The sequence below is a fragment of the Bradyrhizobium sp. i1.15.2 genome (assembly GCF_040548425.1).
Lineage (GTDB): Bacteria > Pseudomonadota > Alphaproteobacteria > Rhizobiales > Xanthobacteraceae > Bradyrhizobium > Bradyrhizobium canariense.
In genome coordinates, this window is the sequence record NZ_JBEPRQ010000007.1 from 178,565 (window position 1) to 195,125 (window position 16,561).

16 protein-coding genes and 1 tRNA gene are annotated in these 16,561 nt (G+C 63.4%); 12 read left to right on the forward strand and 5 right to left on the reverse strand.

The window, feature by feature from the left end; all coding sequences use genetic code 11:
• The first annotated feature begins 209 nt into the window (after positions 1-209).
• The 8 genes from ABIB80_RS15680 (at position 210) to ABIB80_RS15715 (ending at position 6,796) form a co-directional block, all read left to right on the forward strand.
• Positions 210-1,367, forward strand: coding sequence for a helix-turn-helix transcriptional regulator (locus tag ABIB80_RS15680; RefSeq protein WP_354127883.1), 1,158 nt, complete (start codon positions 210-212; stop codon positions 1,365-1,367).
• A 231-nt stretch (positions 1,368-1,598) separates the two neighbouring features.
• Positions 1,599-2,570 carry a helix-turn-helix transcriptional regulator gene (locus tag ABIB80_RS15685; RefSeq protein ID WP_354127884.1) on the forward strand — a complete coding sequence of 324 codons (972 nt, stop codon included), beginning with the start codon at positions 1,599-1,601 and terminating at the stop codon, positions 2,568-2,570.
• Between the two features lie 76 nt (positions 2,571-2,646).
• A complete protein-coding gene (locus tag ABIB80_RS15690; protein ID WP_354127885.1) occupies positions 2,647-2,895 on the forward strand; it encodes a DUF6894 family protein in 249 nt (82 codons plus the stop codon).
• A 151-nt stretch (positions 2,896-3,046) separates the two neighbouring features.
• Positions 3,047-4,165 (forward strand): helix-turn-helix transcriptional regulator, encoded by a 1,119-nt coding sequence (locus ABIB80_RS15695; RefSeq protein ID WP_354127886.1) that lies wholly within the window; start codon positions 3,047-3,049, stop codon positions 4,163-4,165.
• 112 nt (positions 4,166-4,277) lie between these two features.
• Positions 4,278-5,396 (forward strand): helix-turn-helix transcriptional regulator, encoded by a 1,119-nt coding sequence (locus tag ABIB80_RS15700; protein ID WP_354127887.1) that lies wholly within the window; start codon positions 4,278-4,280, stop codon positions 5,394-5,396.
• Between the two features lie 230 nt (positions 5,397-5,626).
• Positions 5,627-5,884 carry a hypothetical protein gene (locus tag ABIB80_RS15705; protein WP_007592378.1) on the forward strand — a complete coding sequence of 86 codons (258 nt, stop codon included), beginning with the start codon at positions 5,627-5,629 and terminating at the stop codon, positions 5,882-5,884.
• Positions 5,877-6,053 carry a hypothetical protein gene (locus ABIB80_RS15710; protein WP_354127888.1) on the forward strand — a complete coding sequence of 59 codons (177 nt, stop codon included), beginning with the start codon at positions 5,877-5,879 and terminating at the stop codon, positions 6,051-6,053. Before ABIB80_RS15705 ends, ABIB80_RS15710 begins: the two co-directional genes overlap by 8 nt.
• 14 nt (positions 6,054-6,067) lie before the next feature.
• On the forward strand, positions 6,068-6,796 hold the full coding sequence (locus ABIB80_RS15715) for a sulfite exporter TauE/SafE family protein (RefSeq protein WP_354127889.1): 729 nt from the start codon (positions 6,068-6,070) through the stop codon (positions 6,794-6,796).
• Here ABIB80_RS15715 and ABIB80_RS15720 read toward each other — a convergent pair.
• The gene (locus tag ABIB80_RS15720) at positions 6,793-9,981 is read right to left on the reverse strand and encodes an efflux RND transporter permease subunit (protein WP_354127890.1); all 3,189 of its coding nucleotides are present in this window, start codon (positions 9,979-9,981) and stop codon (positions 6,793-6,795) included. The two genes, ABIB80_RS15715 and ABIB80_RS15720, sit on opposite strands and share 4 nt — an antisense overlap.
• Positions 9,982-10,132: 151 nt before the next feature.
• Positions 10,133-11,374, reverse strand: coding sequence for an efflux RND transporter periplasmic adaptor subunit (locus tag ABIB80_RS15725; RefSeq protein WP_354127891.1), 1,242 nt, complete (start codon positions 11,372-11,374; stop codon positions 10,133-10,135).
• A 200-nt stretch (positions 11,375-11,574) separates the two neighbouring features.
• Between ABIB80_RS15725 and ABIB80_RS15730 the strand changes: the two genes are divergently transcribed.
• Positions 11,575-12,180, forward strand: coding sequence for a TetR/AcrR family transcriptional regulator (locus tag ABIB80_RS15730; RefSeq protein ID WP_007592368.1), 606 nt, complete (start codon positions 11,575-11,577; stop codon positions 12,178-12,180).
• Between the two features lie 21 nt (positions 12,181-12,201).
• Here ABIB80_RS15730 and ABIB80_RS15735 read toward each other — a convergent pair whose 3' ends face one another.
• Complete coding sequence (locus ABIB80_RS15735) at positions 12,202-13,692, reverse strand: amidase (protein ID WP_502918729.1); 1,491 nt, start codon at positions 13,690-13,692, stop codon at positions 12,202-12,204.
• A 265-nt stretch (positions 13,693-13,957) separates the two neighbouring features.
• On the opposite strand from ABIB80_RS15735, the gene rnz reads away from it, so the two are divergent.
• Complete coding sequence (rnz, locus tag ABIB80_RS15740; protein ID WP_354127893.1) at positions 13,958-14,860, forward strand: ribonuclease Z; 903 nt, start codon at positions 13,958-13,960, stop codon at positions 14,858-14,860.
• 58 nt (positions 14,861-14,918) lie between these two features.
• On the opposite strand, the gene ABIB80_RS15745 is transcribed toward rnz, so the two are convergent.
• Positions 14,919-14,992: transfer RNA gene (locus ABIB80_RS15745), tRNA-Gln, on the reverse strand.
• Between the two features lie 298 nt (positions 14,993-15,290).
• Here ABIB80_RS15745 and ABIB80_RS15750 point away from each other — a divergent pair.
• Together ABIB80_RS15750 and ABIB80_RS15755 are read left to right on the forward strand one after the other, a co-directional pair.
• Positions 15,291-15,653 (forward strand): DUF1428 domain-containing protein, encoded by a 363-nt coding sequence (locus ABIB80_RS15750; protein WP_354127894.1) that lies wholly within the window; start codon positions 15,291-15,293, stop codon positions 15,651-15,653.
• A gap of 180 nt (positions 15,654-15,833) precedes the next feature.
• A complete protein-coding gene (locus ABIB80_RS15755) occupies positions 15,834-15,956 on the forward strand; it encodes a hypothetical protein (RefSeq protein WP_354127895.1) in 123 nt (40 codons plus the stop codon).
• 13 nt (positions 15,957-15,969) lie between these two features.
• Here the strand turns inward: ABIB80_RS15755 and ABIB80_RS15760 are convergent, their stop codons facing one another.
• On the reverse strand, positions 15,970-16,542 hold the full coding sequence (locus ABIB80_RS15760; protein ID WP_354127896.1) for an invasion associated locus B family protein: 573 nt from the start codon (positions 16,540-16,542) through the stop codon (positions 15,970-15,972).
• Positions 16,543-16,561 lie beyond the last annotated feature (19 nt).

Here is a 16,561-nt window from a genome sequence, read left to right on the forward strand (position 1 = left end):
TTCGCATTTATCCTAGTCTTTGGCGAAAACGTCCAAGCCGCATCCTGCGGTTGACGTTACGCAAGGACGATGTTCGATATTCCAGCATTTCGTTGCAACGTTTTCTCCGCGTCGAAGGCGGCGATTGACCGGCCCGTCTCCTCCGCCTGGCCCCGGATCGCGATCTCTCTCTCGCGCGCGAGCCATACGCAGATTGCATCGTCCGGCCGATGACAATCCTCCACGCAAATCGATTTTCGTCCCTCGTCGGCGAGATCTACGACGCGGCGGTCGATCCCGCGTTGCGCAGCGGGGTGCTGGAACAGGTTTCGCATTTCGTCGGCGGATGTGCCGCGACCATCCTGTCCAGGGACAGAGCCCGACTCTCGATCGAGATCCACGAGCATTTTGGCACCGAATCCCGCTTCCGCCAGCTTTATCGCGACCGATACGTGGAGCTGGACCCTCTGCTCGATCGTCATCTCTCGCTCGCGGCGAAGCAGACGATCGGCGTAGCCGACATCATGCCTCAGGCGGATTTCCTGGCAACGAGCTTCTATCGCGAGTGGGTGGAACCACAAGGAGCGATTGACCTTGCAACCGTCGCGCTCGAGAAGTCGGAGACACGCACCACGATCCTGCAGGTGTTGCGCCACCGCTCGCGCGGACTCGTTGACGAGCCGATGCGCGAGCGCATGCGGCTGCTCGCTCCGCACCTCCAGCGTTCCAGAATCATGGGCCGGCAGATCAGGGCACGCTCGCATACCGTGGACGACCTTGCCGATGTCCTCGATGGGCTGAGCACGGCGATCTGCCTGCTCGACGCAGATGGCCGGGTCGTGCATGCCAACGCAGCATCCCGCGGGCTGTTCGCCGATGCCAGCCTGCTCGCAATGGTCGGTGACCGGATCGTGGCCCGCAACACCCAGACGGACAAAATATTCCGCGGCCTGTGCGAAATCGATGCGGGCAACGAAACTCGTTGCGCTGCCCGCCGTCAGATCGAGCTTGCGACATCAGTTGATGGGCAGCACTATCTGCTCCACGCTTTTCCCTTGAAGCGCGATCGCACTCCATCGCGAGATGCTGCAGCCACGGTGCTGTTCGTTCAGAAGGCATCGGCGGCGACATGGCTCGCAGCCGATGCGATCGCTGCGGCCTTCAGGCTGACACCGTCCGAATTGCGCGTATTGATGGCAATTATCGAGATTGGCGGCGTTCCCGACATTGCGGCAAAGCTCGGCATCGCCGAAACGACCGTGAAGACGCATCTCGGTCGCCTGTTCGAGAAGACTGGCGCCGGCAGGCAGGCCGACTTGGTCAAGATTGCCACCGGCTTTGCCGTTCCATTCGCGCGTCGCACGAACGACGGTGACGATGCCTTGTGATTTATTTCACATGGTTCGCCGGCTATGTGCCGCAATCTCAATCCATTGTGATGAGCCGAGCTCCGGTGTCCTCCGAATGCAGGACGCGAGTCATTTGAGACTTTCGTATATCGCGTTCTAGAAAAGTGAAGAGCAGCGAGCGCCGGCGAAGAGATGCCGCGACGGCGTCGAACGCGAGTGTGAGGAAACGACAGCGCGCGGCCGGACCTGCTCGTCGGTTGGAGGATTGCAGTGACCCAGTTTGATTTTTCCGTTATCAATGTTTCAACGAACGAAATTCCCGAAAACGAGCGTATCCCGCTGCTTCGCGATTTCTACTGTCGCGGGGTGTTGAAGGCGGAGGTCGAGGTGAGGGAAGGAAAGCCGTTCGCGGCGAGCTTCACGTCCCACGTCTTGCCGGAAGCCCAATTGCTGATCGGAGGATTGTGCGGAGCGCGGATCATTCGCACCAAGCACCTGATTGCCGATGGCGATGATAGTCTGGCCCTGATCGTGAATCGATCCGGCGTGCTTGGGATATCCGAGCGAGGGCACGATCTGAGCCTCCGTGCCGGAGAGGCTGTCCTGACGAGCGCGGAGGACGTCACGACGTTCGAGCGATTGTCGCTGGGTAGCTGTTTCTCGCTGCGTGTGCCGAGACGCGTGCTGGCGCCGATGATCGTGGATGTCGATGACGCCGTGATGCGGGTCATGCCGGAGAGTTCAACGGGACTTCGGCTGCTGGTCGATTACGCGGTGACGCTGGTGCGGGAGAAGGCATTCGCGATGCCCAATTTGCGCAAGCTCGGGGTCGGGAATCTGCACGATCTTCTGGCAATCGTCCTCGGTGCCACCAATGAGCCGCGGGAGATGGCCGGTCGGCGCGGCCTAAAGGCGGCACGGCTGCAGAAGGCCAAAGTCTCCATCGCCAACAATTGCTGGCGGCAGGACCTGTCGGTTGCCACGGTCGCCCAGGAGCTCGGCGTGACGCCGCGTTATCTCCAACGCCTGTTCGAGGCCGACGGCAAGACGTTCTCGTCGTTCCTGATCGAACAACGCGTCAAGCGTGCGCATCGCATGTTGCGCGAACCCGGATACGCCGAGCGGACGGTGAGCTCGATCGCCTACGATGTCGGCTTCGGCGATCTCTCCTATTTCAACCGCTGCTTCCGGCGGACTTATGGCGCCACGCCCAGTGACGTCAGGAGCGGCGAGATGTCGTGACCGCGCGCGGCTGAATTTCAGGTCAAATGCCGATGGAGATGGCACGGGCGTGCGCCGCCCGCAGTTGGAGTATTGCATGCGTCGTTTTTTCTTTGATCTTATCGTCGGCAATATCGTGAAGATCGATCCGGGCGGCATGGTGTTCGAATGCCCCGAAGCGACGCTCGTGGTGGCCAACGAGATGGCAAGCCACCTGTTCGTCTGGCGCGACGATTTGCGCGACCGCGATGCCTGCATCCGGGTCAGAGACGCCGTCGGGCGCGAGATCTATCGTGCCGCGGTGTGGTCGGAGAATGCGGACAAGGTCGGTTGGGATCAGGCGTGAGCGTCGCGGTGCTGTATCGCGACTCTGCATCAGTAGCGCCCGAAACGGATGTCCGTTCGTTGCCCGGCCGGCGCCTCCTCCGATCGGAGGATGCCGCATAGTGCGGTTGTGGTATGCTTGGTGATATTGATCACATAGGCCATTTATAGCCATGCACGGACCGCGGAAGCTGCCCGATCTCGTCGAAGCCATCTACGATGCCGGACTCGATCCTTCGCTGTGGAACAATGTCGTCACCGGCATTCGTGACTTCGTCGGCGGCCAGGCCTGCGGACTGTTTTCCAAGGATTCCATCAGCAAATTCGGCGTCACGCACTATTATTGCGGGGCGGACCCGCACTACATCAAGCTCTATTCCGAGACGCATTCGAAGTTCGATCCGCTGACGGTCCTGCCGCCGCACGGCCAGATCGTCAGCATTCCCGATCTCGTCAATTTCGATCAATACCGGGGCGGACGCTTTTACCAGGAATGGATGCGGCCGCAGGGTTGCAGCGATGCGGCCAACGTCGTGCTCGAGAATTCGAATGCGAGCTGCCCCGTGATGATGACGGTGCTGTCGGGCCGCCGGATGGTGGATCCGGTGATGAAGCACCAGCTCTCGCTGATCGTGCCGCACGCCAGCCGTGCGTTGCTGATCAACCGCGCCATGACCTCGCAGCTGACGTTGGCGACGGCGTTGGCGGAGGTCTTGGACAATCTTGCCTGCGGCATCTTCCTGCTCGATGGCTTCTGCCGGCTGGTGCACGCGAATTCCGCGGGGCACGACTTGCTTGCGGCCGACGATCTGGTTCGGTCCGTTGCCGGGCAACTGGTGACCAGCAGTGCGGAGGCCAATCAGACGCTGCGGGAAGCGTTCGCGACCCGCAATGAAATTGCCCAGCTTGCCGCGAAGGGGCAGGCGTTTTCGCTGCTTTCGCCCTCGGGCGAGCGCTACGTCGCGCACATCCTGCCGCTCTCCTCGGTCCTGCGGCACGGCAGCGAGCGGGTGGTCGATGCCGTCGGTGCGCTGCTCCTGCGCAAGGTATCGCTCGGCGGACAGTCCTACGGCGAATTGATCGCGCGGACTTTCGACCTTACACCGGCCGAGCTGCGCGTCTTCCTGTCGATCGTCGAGGTTGGCGGCGTCCCGGAGACGGCGGTCGCGCTCGGTATCGCAGAAACGACGGCGAAGACGCATCTGCATCGCGTGTTCGCCAAGACGGGCGTTTCGCGTCAGGCCGATCTCGTCAAGCTCGCGGCAGGATTCTCCAATCCGCTGGTCAACTAGGCGGCTCATTGCGCCCTCAGGATTGAACCTTTCCCTCCCTCGCCAGACTCACAGGAGCCGCCGGGCATGAAGAACATGTCGCCATCTCCATGTGTCACTACTGGCTCTTCCGATGCCCCGACTTCCAAAACCGTCCGAGTTGATTGAGACTATCTATGACGCAGGTCTCCACCCGGAGTTGTGGAGCGAGGTCGTTGTCAAGCTCAATGCCTTCATCGGCAGCCAGGCCTGTGGTCTGATTTCGAAGGACCCGGTCAGCAAATCAGGCGCGACGCATTATTATTGCGGGGTCGATCCGCACTACATTCAGCTCTATGCGGAGACCTACTCCCGGTACGACCCGCTTGCTCGGCTTCCGCGCTATGGCGAGGTGCGCAACATCCCCGATCTCGTGGATTTCGACGAATATCGCCGCGGCCGCTTCTACCAGGAATGGCTGCGCCCCCAGGGCTGCGTCGACGTCGCCAACGTGGTGCTGGAGCAGTCGAAGTCGCCGTCTCCGATGCTGATGACCGTGATCCCGGGCAGGGAGATGCTCGACACCGAGCAACGGGCGCGGATGCAGTTCCTGGCTCCGCATGCGAGCCGGGCGTTGCTGATCAACCGGGCAATCGAGCGGAAGCAGCAGCGCGCGATCGCGCTCGCCGACGTCGTGGACCAACTGAATGCCGGTGTCATCCTGCTCGATTCGACCTGTCATATCGTCCACAGCAATCCGGCCGCGGCGACGATCCTGGCCGTCGACGATGTCCTGCGGTCTGTCTCGGGCCGGCTGGTGGCAAGATCCTCCGCTGCTAATTCGGCCCTGCGCGATATTTTCCGTGACACAAGCGAGGTCGCGTTGGCGGCATCTTCGGGACGGAAAATTCCGCTGATGTCGCATGACGGTTCTTACTACGTCGCGCAAATCATCGCGCTGCCATCACTGCTGCGCGAGGGTAGGGCCGAGCGCAGTTCGGCCGTTGGAGCCTTGTTCATCTGGAAAGCGGAGCTCGACGGCCGCTCGTGTGCCGGTCTCATTGACCGGACCTTCGAACTCACGCCTGCGGAACTGAGGGTCTTGCAGTCGATCGTCGATGTCGGCGGCGTGCCGGAGACGGCGGTTGCGCTCGGTATCGCGGAGACGACGGTGAAGACGCATCTGCATCGCGTGTTCGCCAAGACCGGCGTTTCTCGTCAGGCCGATCTCGTCAAGCTCGCAGCTGGATTCTCCAATCCGCTCGTGCACTGAGACGCCTTCAAAAACACACGCGAGTCGCGGCAGCTCGCAATAGGTTCAATCAGAAGCATCATTAGAAAGTTATCGCACGTCGTTCGATCGAATGACGCGATTTTCCACGCGCTATTCTACTGAACATCACACGGTCTGTTGTTCGACGCGTCAGGCATTTGTGTGAAGCAACTCACTGTAGGCGGAAGTGGATCCCGTCAATCTCTCGAACAGGTTGAGAGGAGATTGTCATGCGAACGACGTCACCGGTTCTGACAGGCAGGTTCCGCGATATCGTCGCCCGCATAGGCGCGATACTCCGCGCGCAGCGGGAAATCGACGCGCAGCGCGTGTTGCAACGCTATCGCCACCTGCTGGACCAGCCGCACGAAGCGCCGTGTTTGAATGAAATTATTCCCGTCTCCCGCGAAGAGGATACTTTTGAAAATGCCAACGGAGTTGATCCGCGCGAGCGCACGACCGGCCATCCCAAATTCGAGCGTGCGTAACGTCAGCATCGTCGCCATTGCGCTGACCGCGGCGCTCGTTGCTCTCCAACTGGTCGGCCTCGCGATGCTGGAGCGATCGCACGCTTACGCGCATCCGTCGGTTCCACTCGTGCCGGTCGTTTGCACCGAGAGCGCCGATATCCCTGTCTCGCAAATTCCCTACGACTGACCGGAGGGCGGATTGTGCCTGATGTCACGACTCTGATGCTGCTCAGCGTTGCCGTGTTCGCCGGTGCCTTCGTCTCCGGGCTCTCGGGATTTGCCTTTTCCGCAGTGGCGGGCGCCATCCTGCTCCGGGTGTTTCAGCCGCTCGAAGCCGTGCCGCTGATGATGGCGTGCAGCATCGGCGTGCAGGCCACCAATCTGTGGGCGCTTCGGCGCAATATTCGCTGGGAAGGCAGTCTGCTGCTGATCGTCGGTGGCTTGATCGGCGTTCCCATCGCGGTATCGCTGCTCCAGAGCACTGATACGCATCTGCTCCGGCGCGGCTTCGGCATTATCGTTGCACTCTATGCGGCCTACATGCTGCTGCGGCCGACGCTGGTGACGGCCGGCGAGGCGGTCGGGCGGCACTGGGTCGCGTTGATCGGGTTCGGGGGAGGGCTGGTCGGCGGGCTGACCGCGATGCCCGGCGCGATCCCGACGATCTGGTGCGACATGCGCGGCATGCCCAAGAGCGAGCAGCGCGGCCTGGTGCAGCCGTTCATCGCCGCGATGCAGGTGTTCGCGATCGCGCTGCTGGTCGGACATCAGGACCTGTCGTCGAAAGTCTTCGTCGATCTCGCGGTCAGCCTGCCGGCGCTGTTCGCAGGCTCCGCGCTCGGCGTGATCGCCTTTCACCGAGTCAACGAGACGGTCTTTCGGAAGACCGTGCTCGTTCTGTTGTTGCTGTCGGGGATTTCCCTGATCTAGTGCCCGGCGTCCTGAACCGGTGCCGCGCTGATGTCGCTGCCGTGATGGACCAGCGGCTTCATGCCGGTAACGGTCCGCAGCAGCACATAGAACACCGGCGTCAGGAACAGGCCGAACACGGTGACGCCGATCATGCCGGAGAACACGGCAACGCCCATGGCGCGCCGCATCTCCGAGCCTGCACCGGTCGAGAGCACCAGCGGCAGCACGCCCATGATGAACGCCATCGACGTCATCAGGATTGGACGAAGCCGTAAGCGGCTCGCCTCGATCGCAGCCCGGATCGGCGTGCGTCCCGCAAATTCGAGCTCGCGCGCGAATTCGACGATCAGGATCGCGTTCTTGGCCGAGAGGCCCACCAGCACGATCAAGCCGATCTGGGTGAAGACGTTGTTGTCGCCCTTGGAGATCCAGACGCCGAACATCGCAGCCAGCAGGCCCATCGGCACGATCATGATGATCGAGAGCGGCAGGGTCAGGCTCTCATAGAGCGCGGCCAGCACCAAGAACACCAGGAGGATCGCCAGCGGGAACACCCACAGTCCGGAATTGCCGGCGATGAACTCCTGATAGGTCAAGTCGGTCCATTCGAAGGCAAAGCCGGGCGGTAGCGTTTCCGCCGCGATCCGCGTCGCGACCTCCTGCGCCTGACCGGAGGAGAAGCCGGGCGCAGCCGCCGCGTTGATGTCGGAGGACAGGAAGCCGTTGTAGCGGATCGCGCGCTCGGGACCTGCGCTCTGGCGAACGCTCAACAGCGCCGAGAGCGGCACCATGTCGCCCGAGGCCGAGCGCACCTTCAACTGCCGGATGTCGTCGGCGCGGGCGCGGAACGGCGCGTCGGCCTGCACCCGGACCGAATAGGTGCGGCCAAACTTGTTGAAGTCGTTGACGTAGTAGGAGCCCAGGTAAATCTGCAGCGTGTTGAACACCTCCGTCACGGGCACGCCCAATTGGAGCGCCTTGGTGCGGTCGATGTCGGCGAACAGCTGGGGCACGTTGACCTGGAAGCTCGAGAACACGCCGGCGATCTCCGGCGCCTTCTGCATCGCCGCCATGAACGCCTTGGTCGCCTCGTTCAGCGCCTCATAGCCGAGACCGGCACGGTCCTCGATCTGCAGCTTGAAGCCGCCGATGGTGCCGAGGCCGTTGACCGGCGGCGGCGGGAACATGGCGATGAAGGCTTCCTGGATGCCGGCATATTTCTTGTTCAGCTCGGCCGCGAGCGCGGGGCCGCTGAGCGAAGGATCCTTGCGCTCGTCGAACGGCTTGAGCGTGGAGAACACGATGCCAGCATTGGAGGAGTTGGTGAAGCCGGCGATCGACAGGCCCGGAAAGGCGACCGAACTCTCGACACCGGGCTGGGTCAGCGCGATGTCGCTCATCTTGCGGATCACCTCTTCAGTGCGATCGAGCGCTGCACCGTCAGGCAGCCGCGAGAAGCCGACCAGATATTGCTTGTCCTGGCCCGGCACGAAGCCACTCGGCACCTGCTGGAACAGGAGCGCGGTCACGCCGACCAACACCACATAGAGCCCCATCACCGCAGCCTTGCCCGAGATCACCTTGGTGACGGTGCCGCTGTAATTCTCTGACGAGCGTGTGAACACCTTGTTGAATCCGCGGAAGAACCAGCCGAGGCCCTTTTCCATGATGATCGTCAGCCGGTCCTTAGGCTCATTGTGTCCCTTGAGCAGCAGCGCCGACAGCGCCGGCGACAGCGTCAGCGAATTGATGGCGGAGATCACGGTTGAGATCGCGATCGTCAGCGCGAACTGCTTGTAGAACTGCCCGGTGAGGCCGGAGATGAAGGCGAGGGGCACGAAGACCGCGATCAGCACCATCGCGATCGCGATGATCGGGCCGGAAACTTCACGCATCGCCTGATAGGTCGCATCGCGCGGCGACAGCCCGCCCTCGATATTGCGCTCGACGTTCTCGACCACGACGATGGCGTCGTCGACCACGATACCGATCGCGAGCACGAGCCCGAACAGGCTGAGCGCGTTGATCGAGAAGCCGAACACGTGCATCACCGCGAAAGTGCCGACGATCGATACCGGCACCGCGAGCAGGGGAATGATCGAAGCGCGCCAGGTCTGCAGGAACAGGATCACCACCAGCACCACCAGCGCGATCGCCTCCAGCAGCGTGTGGATGACGGCCTCGATCGAGGAGCGCACGAACTGGGTGGGATCGTAGACGATCTGGTAGGACACGCCTTCCGGCATGTTCTTCTTGATCTCGGCCATGGTGGCACGGACGTGATCGGAGATCTCCAGCGCGTTGGAACCGGGCGCCTGGAAGATCGGGATCGCCACCGCCTGCTTGTTGTCGAGCAGCGAGCGCAGGCCGTACTCGGACGCGCCGAGCTCGATGCGGGCGACGTCGCGCAAGCGCACGACTTCGCCACGCGTACCGGTCTTGACCACGATGTCGCCGAATTGCTCTTCGTTAGCGAGCCGCCCTTCCGCATTGACGGACAGCTGCAGGTCGATGCCCTTGACGTTCGGGGAGGAGCCGACCACGCCGGCAGCGGCCTCGACGTTCTGCGCCTGGATTGCCTTGACGATGTCGCTCGCAGTCAGTCCGTGTTCGGCGGCCTTCTGCGGATCGACCCAGACCCGCATCGAATAGTCGCCGGCGCCATAGAGCTGGACATCGCCGACGCCGTCGATCCGTGCAAGGCGGTCCTTGACGTTGAGCACGGCGTAATTACGCAAATAGGTCATGTCGTAGCGCCCGTTGGGCGACAACAGATGCACGACCATGGTGAGGTCGGGCGACGACTTCTTGGTGATGATGCCGAGCTGGCGCACCACAGCGGGCAGGCGCGGCTCGGCCTGCTGCACGCGGTTCTGCACCAGCTGCGTCGCCTTATCGGGGTCGGTGCCGAGCCGGAACGTCACCGTCAGCGTCATCGCGCCGTCGGTGGTGGCCTGGCTCGACATGTAGAGCATGCCTTCGACGCCGTTGATCTGCTCCTCGATGGGAGTCGCCACCGTCTCGGCGATCACCTTGGGATTGGCGCCGGGATAGGTCGCGCGCACGAGGACGGAGGGCGGCACGACGTCGGGATATTCCGAGATCGGCATCGCGAACAGCGAGATCAGGCCGGCGAGGAAGATCAGGACCGACAAGACGCCGGCAAAAATCGGACGATCAATGAAGAATTTCGAGAGATTCATGGCTTTGCCCCTGCGCGAGAGACAGCTCTCCCGTCATTCCCGGGCGCGGGCAAAGCCCGCAAACCTGGAAATCCAGAAGTGATGTCTTGGTAGTTCAACCAATTCGACAATCCGGCTCGCGCTGCCCGCGCGTTCCGGCATGGCGGAGACGCTAACGCTGCACGACGTCCTGATTACTGTGGTTGGAGGCCTGCTGCGGCCCGCGCGCGCCCATTGCCGCGATCTCCGTCTTAAGCAGGGCGCCCGGGCGCACGCGCTGGAGGCCGTTAACGACGATGCGGTCGCCGGACTTCAGGCCCGCGGTGACGATGCGCAAGCCATCGACCGCGCCCCCGAGCGTGATCGGCCGATAGACCGCGCGGCTGTCGTCGCCGACCGCCATCACGAACTTCTTGTCCTGGTCGGTGCCGATCGCGCGCTCGTCGATCATGACCAGCGCCTGCTGCTTTGGCTGGCCCATGCGCACGCGGGCGAACTGACCGGGGATGAGACGCCCGTCCTCGTTTCTGAACACCGCGCGGACACGGATGGTGCCGCTCTGGCCGTTGACCTGGTTGTCGATGAGCTGGATGTGGCCCTTGGCCGAGAGGCCGCCTGAGGTCGTCATCTCCACCGGGATCTGGTCGAGATTGCCGCGCTTGCCGGTGCTATCTGCGATCGAGTTCAGCGCCCGCAGCACCACCTCCTCATCCGCATCGAACGACGCGTAGATCGGATTGACCGAGACCAGCGAGGTCAGCACGGGGGAGGCGGTGCCGGCGGCGACGAGATTGCCGACGGTGATCTCGATCTTGCCGACGCGGCCGTCCACGGGCGCGCGCACCTCGGTGTAGTCGAGATTGAGCTTTGCGGTCTGGAGCGTCGCCTCGGCCGCCTTCACGTTGGCGATGGCCTCGCGGTAGGCATTGTCGCGCTGGTCGTAGTCGCGCCGCGTCACCACGGCGTTGCCGACCAGCTGCGCGCCGCGCTCGAGCTCGCTCTGCGTGAACACCACGCGCGCTTTCGCCGCTTCGACCTGGGCGGCGGCCTTGTCGACCTCGGCCGCGTAAGGCGCCGGATCGATCTTGAACAGAACGTCACCGGCCTTCACCAGCGCGCCTTCGGTGAAGTTGGCCGACAGGATCGCGCCAGCCACGCGCGGGCGAAGCTCGACGCGTTGGATCGCCTCGAGCCGGCCGGAGAAATCGTCCCACAGCACCGTCTGCTTTGGTTCGATCAGCGCGACAGTGACGGGGACGGCTTGCTCGGCCGCGGCGGTCGCGGTCGCCTGCGCGGCACGAAAGTAATGGCCGGTCGCGATCGAGCCGGCTACGGCGAGAGCGCCCACGATGGCGACGCCGCCGAGAAGGCGGCGGACACGGCCAGGGCGAGAGGTATTTTGGGAGGGGGGCATTTGCGCGCTCCAGATATGTAGTGTTCACTACAGATGTGGAGCTGGATACCGCAGCGCAAGATACTTATGTACCGTCCGCTAAGAAAATTGTAGCCGCTTACCGCAAGAGTTGGCAAGTGGAAGAGAAAATAAAGCGAGAACAAATAGATAGGATCAGGCGTTAGGTCAGGGACGACGCCGATTTCGAGGAGAACAGGCACATGGGCATGGGACGCCCCCGCGAATTCGACGCCGAGACGGCGTTGGATCAGGCGATGGAAGTGTTTTGGCGCCATGGCTATGAGGGTGCCACGATCGCTCAGTTGACCGAGGCTATGGGCATCAATCCGCCCAGCCTCTATGCCTGTTTCGGCAACAAGGAAGGGCTGCTGAAGGCCGCGCTCGACCGCTATACAAAACTGCGCAACGTCTGGATGGACGAGGTGGTGGCCGCGCCCACAGCCCGCGACGTCGCCGAACGGATGCTGATGGGCATCGCCGACAAGCAGACCGATCCGGCCAACCCGCCCGGCTGCCTGCTCGTGCAGGGCGGCATTGCGTGCGGCACCGGATCAGAGAGCGTCCCCTTCGAGCTCGCCGCCCGCCGCGCGGAGAACGAGGACCAGCTTCGCGACCGTTTCATCCGCGCCAAGGCCGAAGGCGATCTCAAGCCGACCTCGGATCCCGCGGCACTCGCGCGCTACGTCTCGGCCGTCTCGGTCGGCATGGGCGTGATGGCGTCCTCAGGCTCCGATCGCGAGGCATTGCAGCAGGTCGCGAGCGTGGCCGTGCAGGCGGTCGAGGCACAGTCGGCCGACAGAACTTAATCGCCCTCGGTCAGCTCGCCATTACTTTGCAGCCAATAACGGCGGCGGGACGAAGCCGCCGAACTCGCGTTCGATCAGTCCGGCGAGCGCAATCGTCGTGCGATCCTCGAGATAAGGCCCGATGATCTGGACGCCGATTGGCAGGCCCGATGGCGTGCGCTCGATCGGAACGGCCGTTGCAGGCAGTCCGCAGGTCGAAGCGGGGTCTGCCCAGATGAAGCACGCATCGGCATAGGGATAGAGCTGTCCATCGATATCGAGTTGCCGCGCGTCGAACGGCTCGGACTGGTCCTGTGGAAAGGCCGGCACGGCGGCGGCCGGGTAGATCACTGCGTCGAAATCGCGGAACAGCTCCTGCCACCGTTGTTGCAGCCGCAAGCGCGTCGCATCGGTCGCGAGCCATTCGCGATGGATCATGCCCCAGCCGCGCGCGCGCTCGGCCTGCAGGCTGCGGTCGTCGGGCGAGAGTGCCGCGGCAACGCCTTGCGCCTCTGCGAAGGCGGCCGGTGTCAGGCGTGGACTTCGCGCCGCGTTCAACAGCTTCATGTAGAGCCGCGCGGATTCGGCGAGATCGGGCAGTGACGCACTCGAGCGCGCGACCCGTGCGCCTGATCGTTCGAGCCGTTCCGACAGCCGCCCGATGGCGGAACGCACGGCATCGCCCGTCGGCATCAACGGATGCGTATCGATCACGAGGATCCTGAAATCCCTGAGCTGGTCGTGTCGCGGGGCCGGCAGCGCAAGACGATAGCCGATCCCGTCGCGCGTCTCATCCGGCCCCGCGATCACGTCGAGCGCGAGTGCGAGATCCGAGGCGGTGCGCGTCATCGGCCCGACGACAGCCAGATCGCCCTGGCCAGGCACGGGCGGCGCCGGCGGCAGGTTGTATCCGCGCAGCGGGACCAGGCCGTGGCTCGGCTTGTGTCCGAACACACCGCAGAAATGTGCCGGCACCCGGATCGAGCCGCCGATATCCGAGCCGATCGAGAGCGGACCGAACCCTGCGGCCAGCGCCGCGCCCGATCCGCCTGAGGAGCCGCCGGGCGATCGGCCGAGATCCCACGGATTGTTCGTCGTCCCGTAGATCTCATTGTAGCTCTGAAAATCCCGCAGACCGATCGGGATATTGGTCTTGCCGATGATGACAGCACCCGCCGCCTTCAACCGCGAGACGACAAGGGCGTCCTCCGCCGGTTGGAAATCTTTGAAATGCGGAAAGCCCCATGTCGTCGGCAGGCCGGCGACGTTGAACGGTTCTTTCAACGTCACGGGGATGCCGAGCAATGGCTGCCGCTCGCCGCGGCCAAGCGCGGCATCGGCGGCGCGCGCGGCGTCTCGTGCGTGATCGAAATCGCGAACGATGACGGCATTGATCCGCCCGTCCAGCGCCTCGATGCGCGCGATCGTATGCTCGATCAACTCCGACGCAGAAATGTTGCGCGCGTGTAGGGCGCTCAGCAATGTGCTGATCGAACCATAGTCCCAGTCAGTGGCGGTCGATCCGGGCGGCATCACGATCTCCATTGTCTTGCATCGCCGCGTCGATGTCGCTCGGCTGCAAATCGATCCGAGTATCGAGCATGCAATTTGGCAGATGGGATGAGGAGGCCGCGCAACGGGAACCAGATCTGTCCGCCGGTCGGGGGCCGAAGGCGGCGCCCGGCCATCAGATCGCGGGATACACACTTCTTGCCCCGCTCTATGCGCGATCGATGGGCTCTGTACGCGCTGCTACTCACGTGGCATTGGGGGCGGTGAAGCCTGGATACTGACGAGCATGTTCGCCCTGACATTCCTTGGGACCTCCGCCAGCGTTCCGTCGGCGGAGCGCAACCATCCGGCTCTCCTGGTGGAGGCGGCGGGCAAGCGCGTCCTCATCGATTGCGGCGAGGGTACGCAGCGCCAGTTGCTGCGCAGCGGCGCGGGCTTTCGACGGCTTGGCCGCATCCTGCTGACGCATGCCCATCTCGATCACGTGCTCGGCATCCCCGGTCTCTTCTCGACGCTGGGGTTGCGCCAGCAATCGGACGTGATGACCGTCCATGGAGGCCAGGGCACGCTCGACATCGTCACCCGCATGCTTGCCGGCCTGTGGGGCGCGGGCAGGGCGCCGATCCCTGTGGAGTTCGCACCGCTAGCCGAAGGACAGGTTATCGACGCCGGCGACTTCACCATCGACTGCTTTCCGGTCCGCCACCGCGACACCGACAGCTTTGGTTTTTGCTTCCAGAGTCCCGCACGTCGCCATCTTGAGCGGGAGCGCCTCGCCGAACTCGGTGTTCCCGATGGGCCGCTACGTGGAGAACTGGCCGCGGGACGACCAGTCGTGATCGCCGGCCGTACGATCGATCCGGAAGACGTTCTGGGGCCGCCGAGCGGCGGCAGGAAGCTCGTGGTCATCGGCGACACCGAAACTACCGACGGGCTGTCCGAACATGTCGCCAACGCCGATCTGCTGGTGATCGAGGCGACCTTCCTCGATCGAGACGCCGCGACCGCACGGGATTATGGCCACCTCACCGCACGCGAGGCGGCTTCATTTGCCGCTGCGAACAATGTCGGGCAACTCGTGCTGAATCACATGTCGGGGCGTTATCGGGACGAAGAGATTTTGGCCGAAGCGACCATGATTTTTCCGAACACGCGGATCGCCGCCGACTTCGATCGCATCGTGATTTAGCGGCCGCTCAAATAGAGCGCAACCTCTGACGATCTGATTGTGAGCTGCCTATCTGGAGTGGCTGGGGAACTAGGATTCGAACCTAGACAAACAGAGTCAGAGTCTGTTGTGCTACCGTTACACCATTCCCCAACGGAATAGCCGAACAAATTCAATGACTTGTTGATTTGTCCGGCTGTGGCCGATGGCACTTATCGCGCAAATCACGGCTCAGGCGTGGAGGGTTTCTACCCGCTCGGCTGTGGGCTGGCAAGCGCTGCGACGCAGGGTGTTTTGCGGTCCACTTGGGGCGTGCGGGCCGTGGGATCGCGGACTCCGGCGGCGCGCCCCGGCGGCGCGCGACCGTTTGCCTCATCCGAAAATCACGCTTCCTGGTCGGATCGTCAGGCGCCGCATCGTCCTTCGGACACACACACCAAGGAGATCCGTGATGCCCTATGTCGATGGTTTCGTGCTGGCCGTGCCGAAGGACAAGATCGAGGCTTACAAGGCGCTGGCGAAAACGGCCTGCGCGATCTGGATGGAGCACGGTGCGCTCGATTACGTCGAATGCATCGGCGACGACGTGCCCTATGGCGAGCTCACCTCGTTTCCGCGTGCCGTGATGGCGAAGGAGAACGAGATCGTGGTGTTTTCCTGGATCGTCTATCGCGACCGGCAGACTCGCGACGCCGTCAACAAGAAGGTGATGGCGGACCCGCGGCTGAAGTTGGACGGCATGCCGTTCGACGGCAAACGCATGATCTATGGCGGCTTCACGACGCTGCTGAGGGCGAGCGACCCCGTGTGGTGAGGGCGCTGACCAGGCCCACACGTCGGTGCTTGTCAATGCAGCCTCGTGGCAAGCCGTCACTTGCCGATATAGCCTTTACGTCAAGGCCGGCCATCTCGTGCACGACCTCAACATCGGCGGCAGTCATCAGATCGTCCGCTCGGAGCGCAAGATGCCGTCGGCCGCGACCGAGGCAGGCCGGTGTCGCACTACGTGACGCCGTTCGAATTCGAAGGACGGCTCTCGCGCGTCACCGTCACCATGCACGACGACCAGAAGCTCGACGGCGACGCCGTCGGCAACGCGCAGATGGCGCGGCAGTGAACGCGCGAAAGAGCTACTTGATCTTGTCGTAGGCCGCCGCGAAATCGCCGAGCGGCATCGGGATCGCGATCGCTTCCTTGGCCATGTTCTGGAAGGAGACCTTGAGCTGTTTGCCCGACCGCAAGGTCGCAAGCAGGTCCGGTGCGATCGGCGTCGAGGCGTAGCAGCCGCGGTTCTCGCAGGTCTGGATTGGGAGATCGACCGTCTTGCCGTCGTCGACCTGGAGCTTGGCGCCGATGGGAAGGTTGAGGCCGAGCGGCAATTGCAGCAGCGCCACCGGTGTGCGGGTGTCGGGCGCGATGCGGATGTTGATCAGGACGATGGTCTGGCCGGTCTTGGTCAGGACCGCGTTCTGCTCCATCGCGCATTCGAGCGGTGCGTCGCGGCTGACGCTGGTGCAGCGCACGACCCAGCCGGGCTGCTGCGCCGGAGCGCCGTCAGCCTGCGGTTGCGCCGGAGCCGGTGCGGGCTGTACCGCCGGGGCAGAGGGAGCCGCGTTCTTCTTGGCGCCTTGCTGGGCATGCGCGGCACCCGCCGACAACAGGACAGCGGCGATAAGGGCGACAAGTCTGGATTGCATGGGCATGGCAAAACCGCGTTGACGT

Excerpts from the sequence above, each read along its gene's own strand:
- ABIB80_RS15680 (WP_354127883.1), top strand. The coding sequence starts at position 210 with ATGACAATCCTCCACGCAAATCGATTTTCGTCCCTCGTCGGCGAGATC.
- ABIB80_RS15690 (WP_354127885.1), top strand. The coding sequence starts at position 2,647 with ATGCGTCGTTTTTTCTTTGATCTTATCGTCGGCAATATCGTGAAGATC.
- ABIB80_RS15695 (WP_354127886.1), top strand. The coding sequence starts at position 3,047 with ATGCACGGACCGCGGAAGCTGCCCGATCTCGTCGAAGCCATCTACGAT.
- ABIB80_RS15700 (WP_354127887.1), top strand. The coding sequence starts at position 4,278 with ATGCCCCGACTTCCAAAACCGTCCGAGTTGATTGAGACTATCTATGAC.
- ABIB80_RS15705 (WP_007592378.1), top strand. The coding sequence starts at position 5,627 with ATGCGAACGACGTCACCGGTTCTGACAGGCAGGTTCCGCGATATCGTC.
- ABIB80_RS15720 (WP_354127890.1), bottom strand. The coding sequence starts at position 9,981 with ATGAATCTCTCGAAATTCTTCATTGATCGTCCGATTTTTGCCGGCGTC.
- ABIB80_RS15725 (WP_354127891.1), bottom strand. The coding sequence starts at position 11,374 with ATGCCCCCCTCCCAAAATACCTCTCGCCCTGGCCGTGTCCGCCGCCTT.
- ABIB80_RS15730 (WP_007592368.1), top strand. The coding sequence starts at position 11,575 with ATGGGCATGGGACGCCCCCGCGAATTCGACGCCGAGACGGCGTTGGAT.
- ABIB80_RS15735 (WP_502918729.1), bottom strand. The coding sequence starts at position 13,692 with ATGCCGCCCGGATCGACCGCCACTGACTGGGACTATGGTTCGATCAGC.
- rnz (WP_354127893.1), top strand. The coding sequence starts at position 13,958 with ATGTTCGCCCTGACATTCCTTGGGACCTCCGCCAGCGTTCCGTCGGCG.
- ABIB80_RS15750 (WP_354127894.1), top strand. The coding sequence starts at position 15,291 with ATGCCCTATGTCGATGGTTTCGTGCTGGCCGTGCCGAAGGACAAGATC.
- ABIB80_RS15760 (WP_354127896.1), bottom strand. The coding sequence starts at position 16,542 with ATGCCCATGCAATCCAGACTTGTCGCCCTTATCGCCGCTGTCCTGTTG.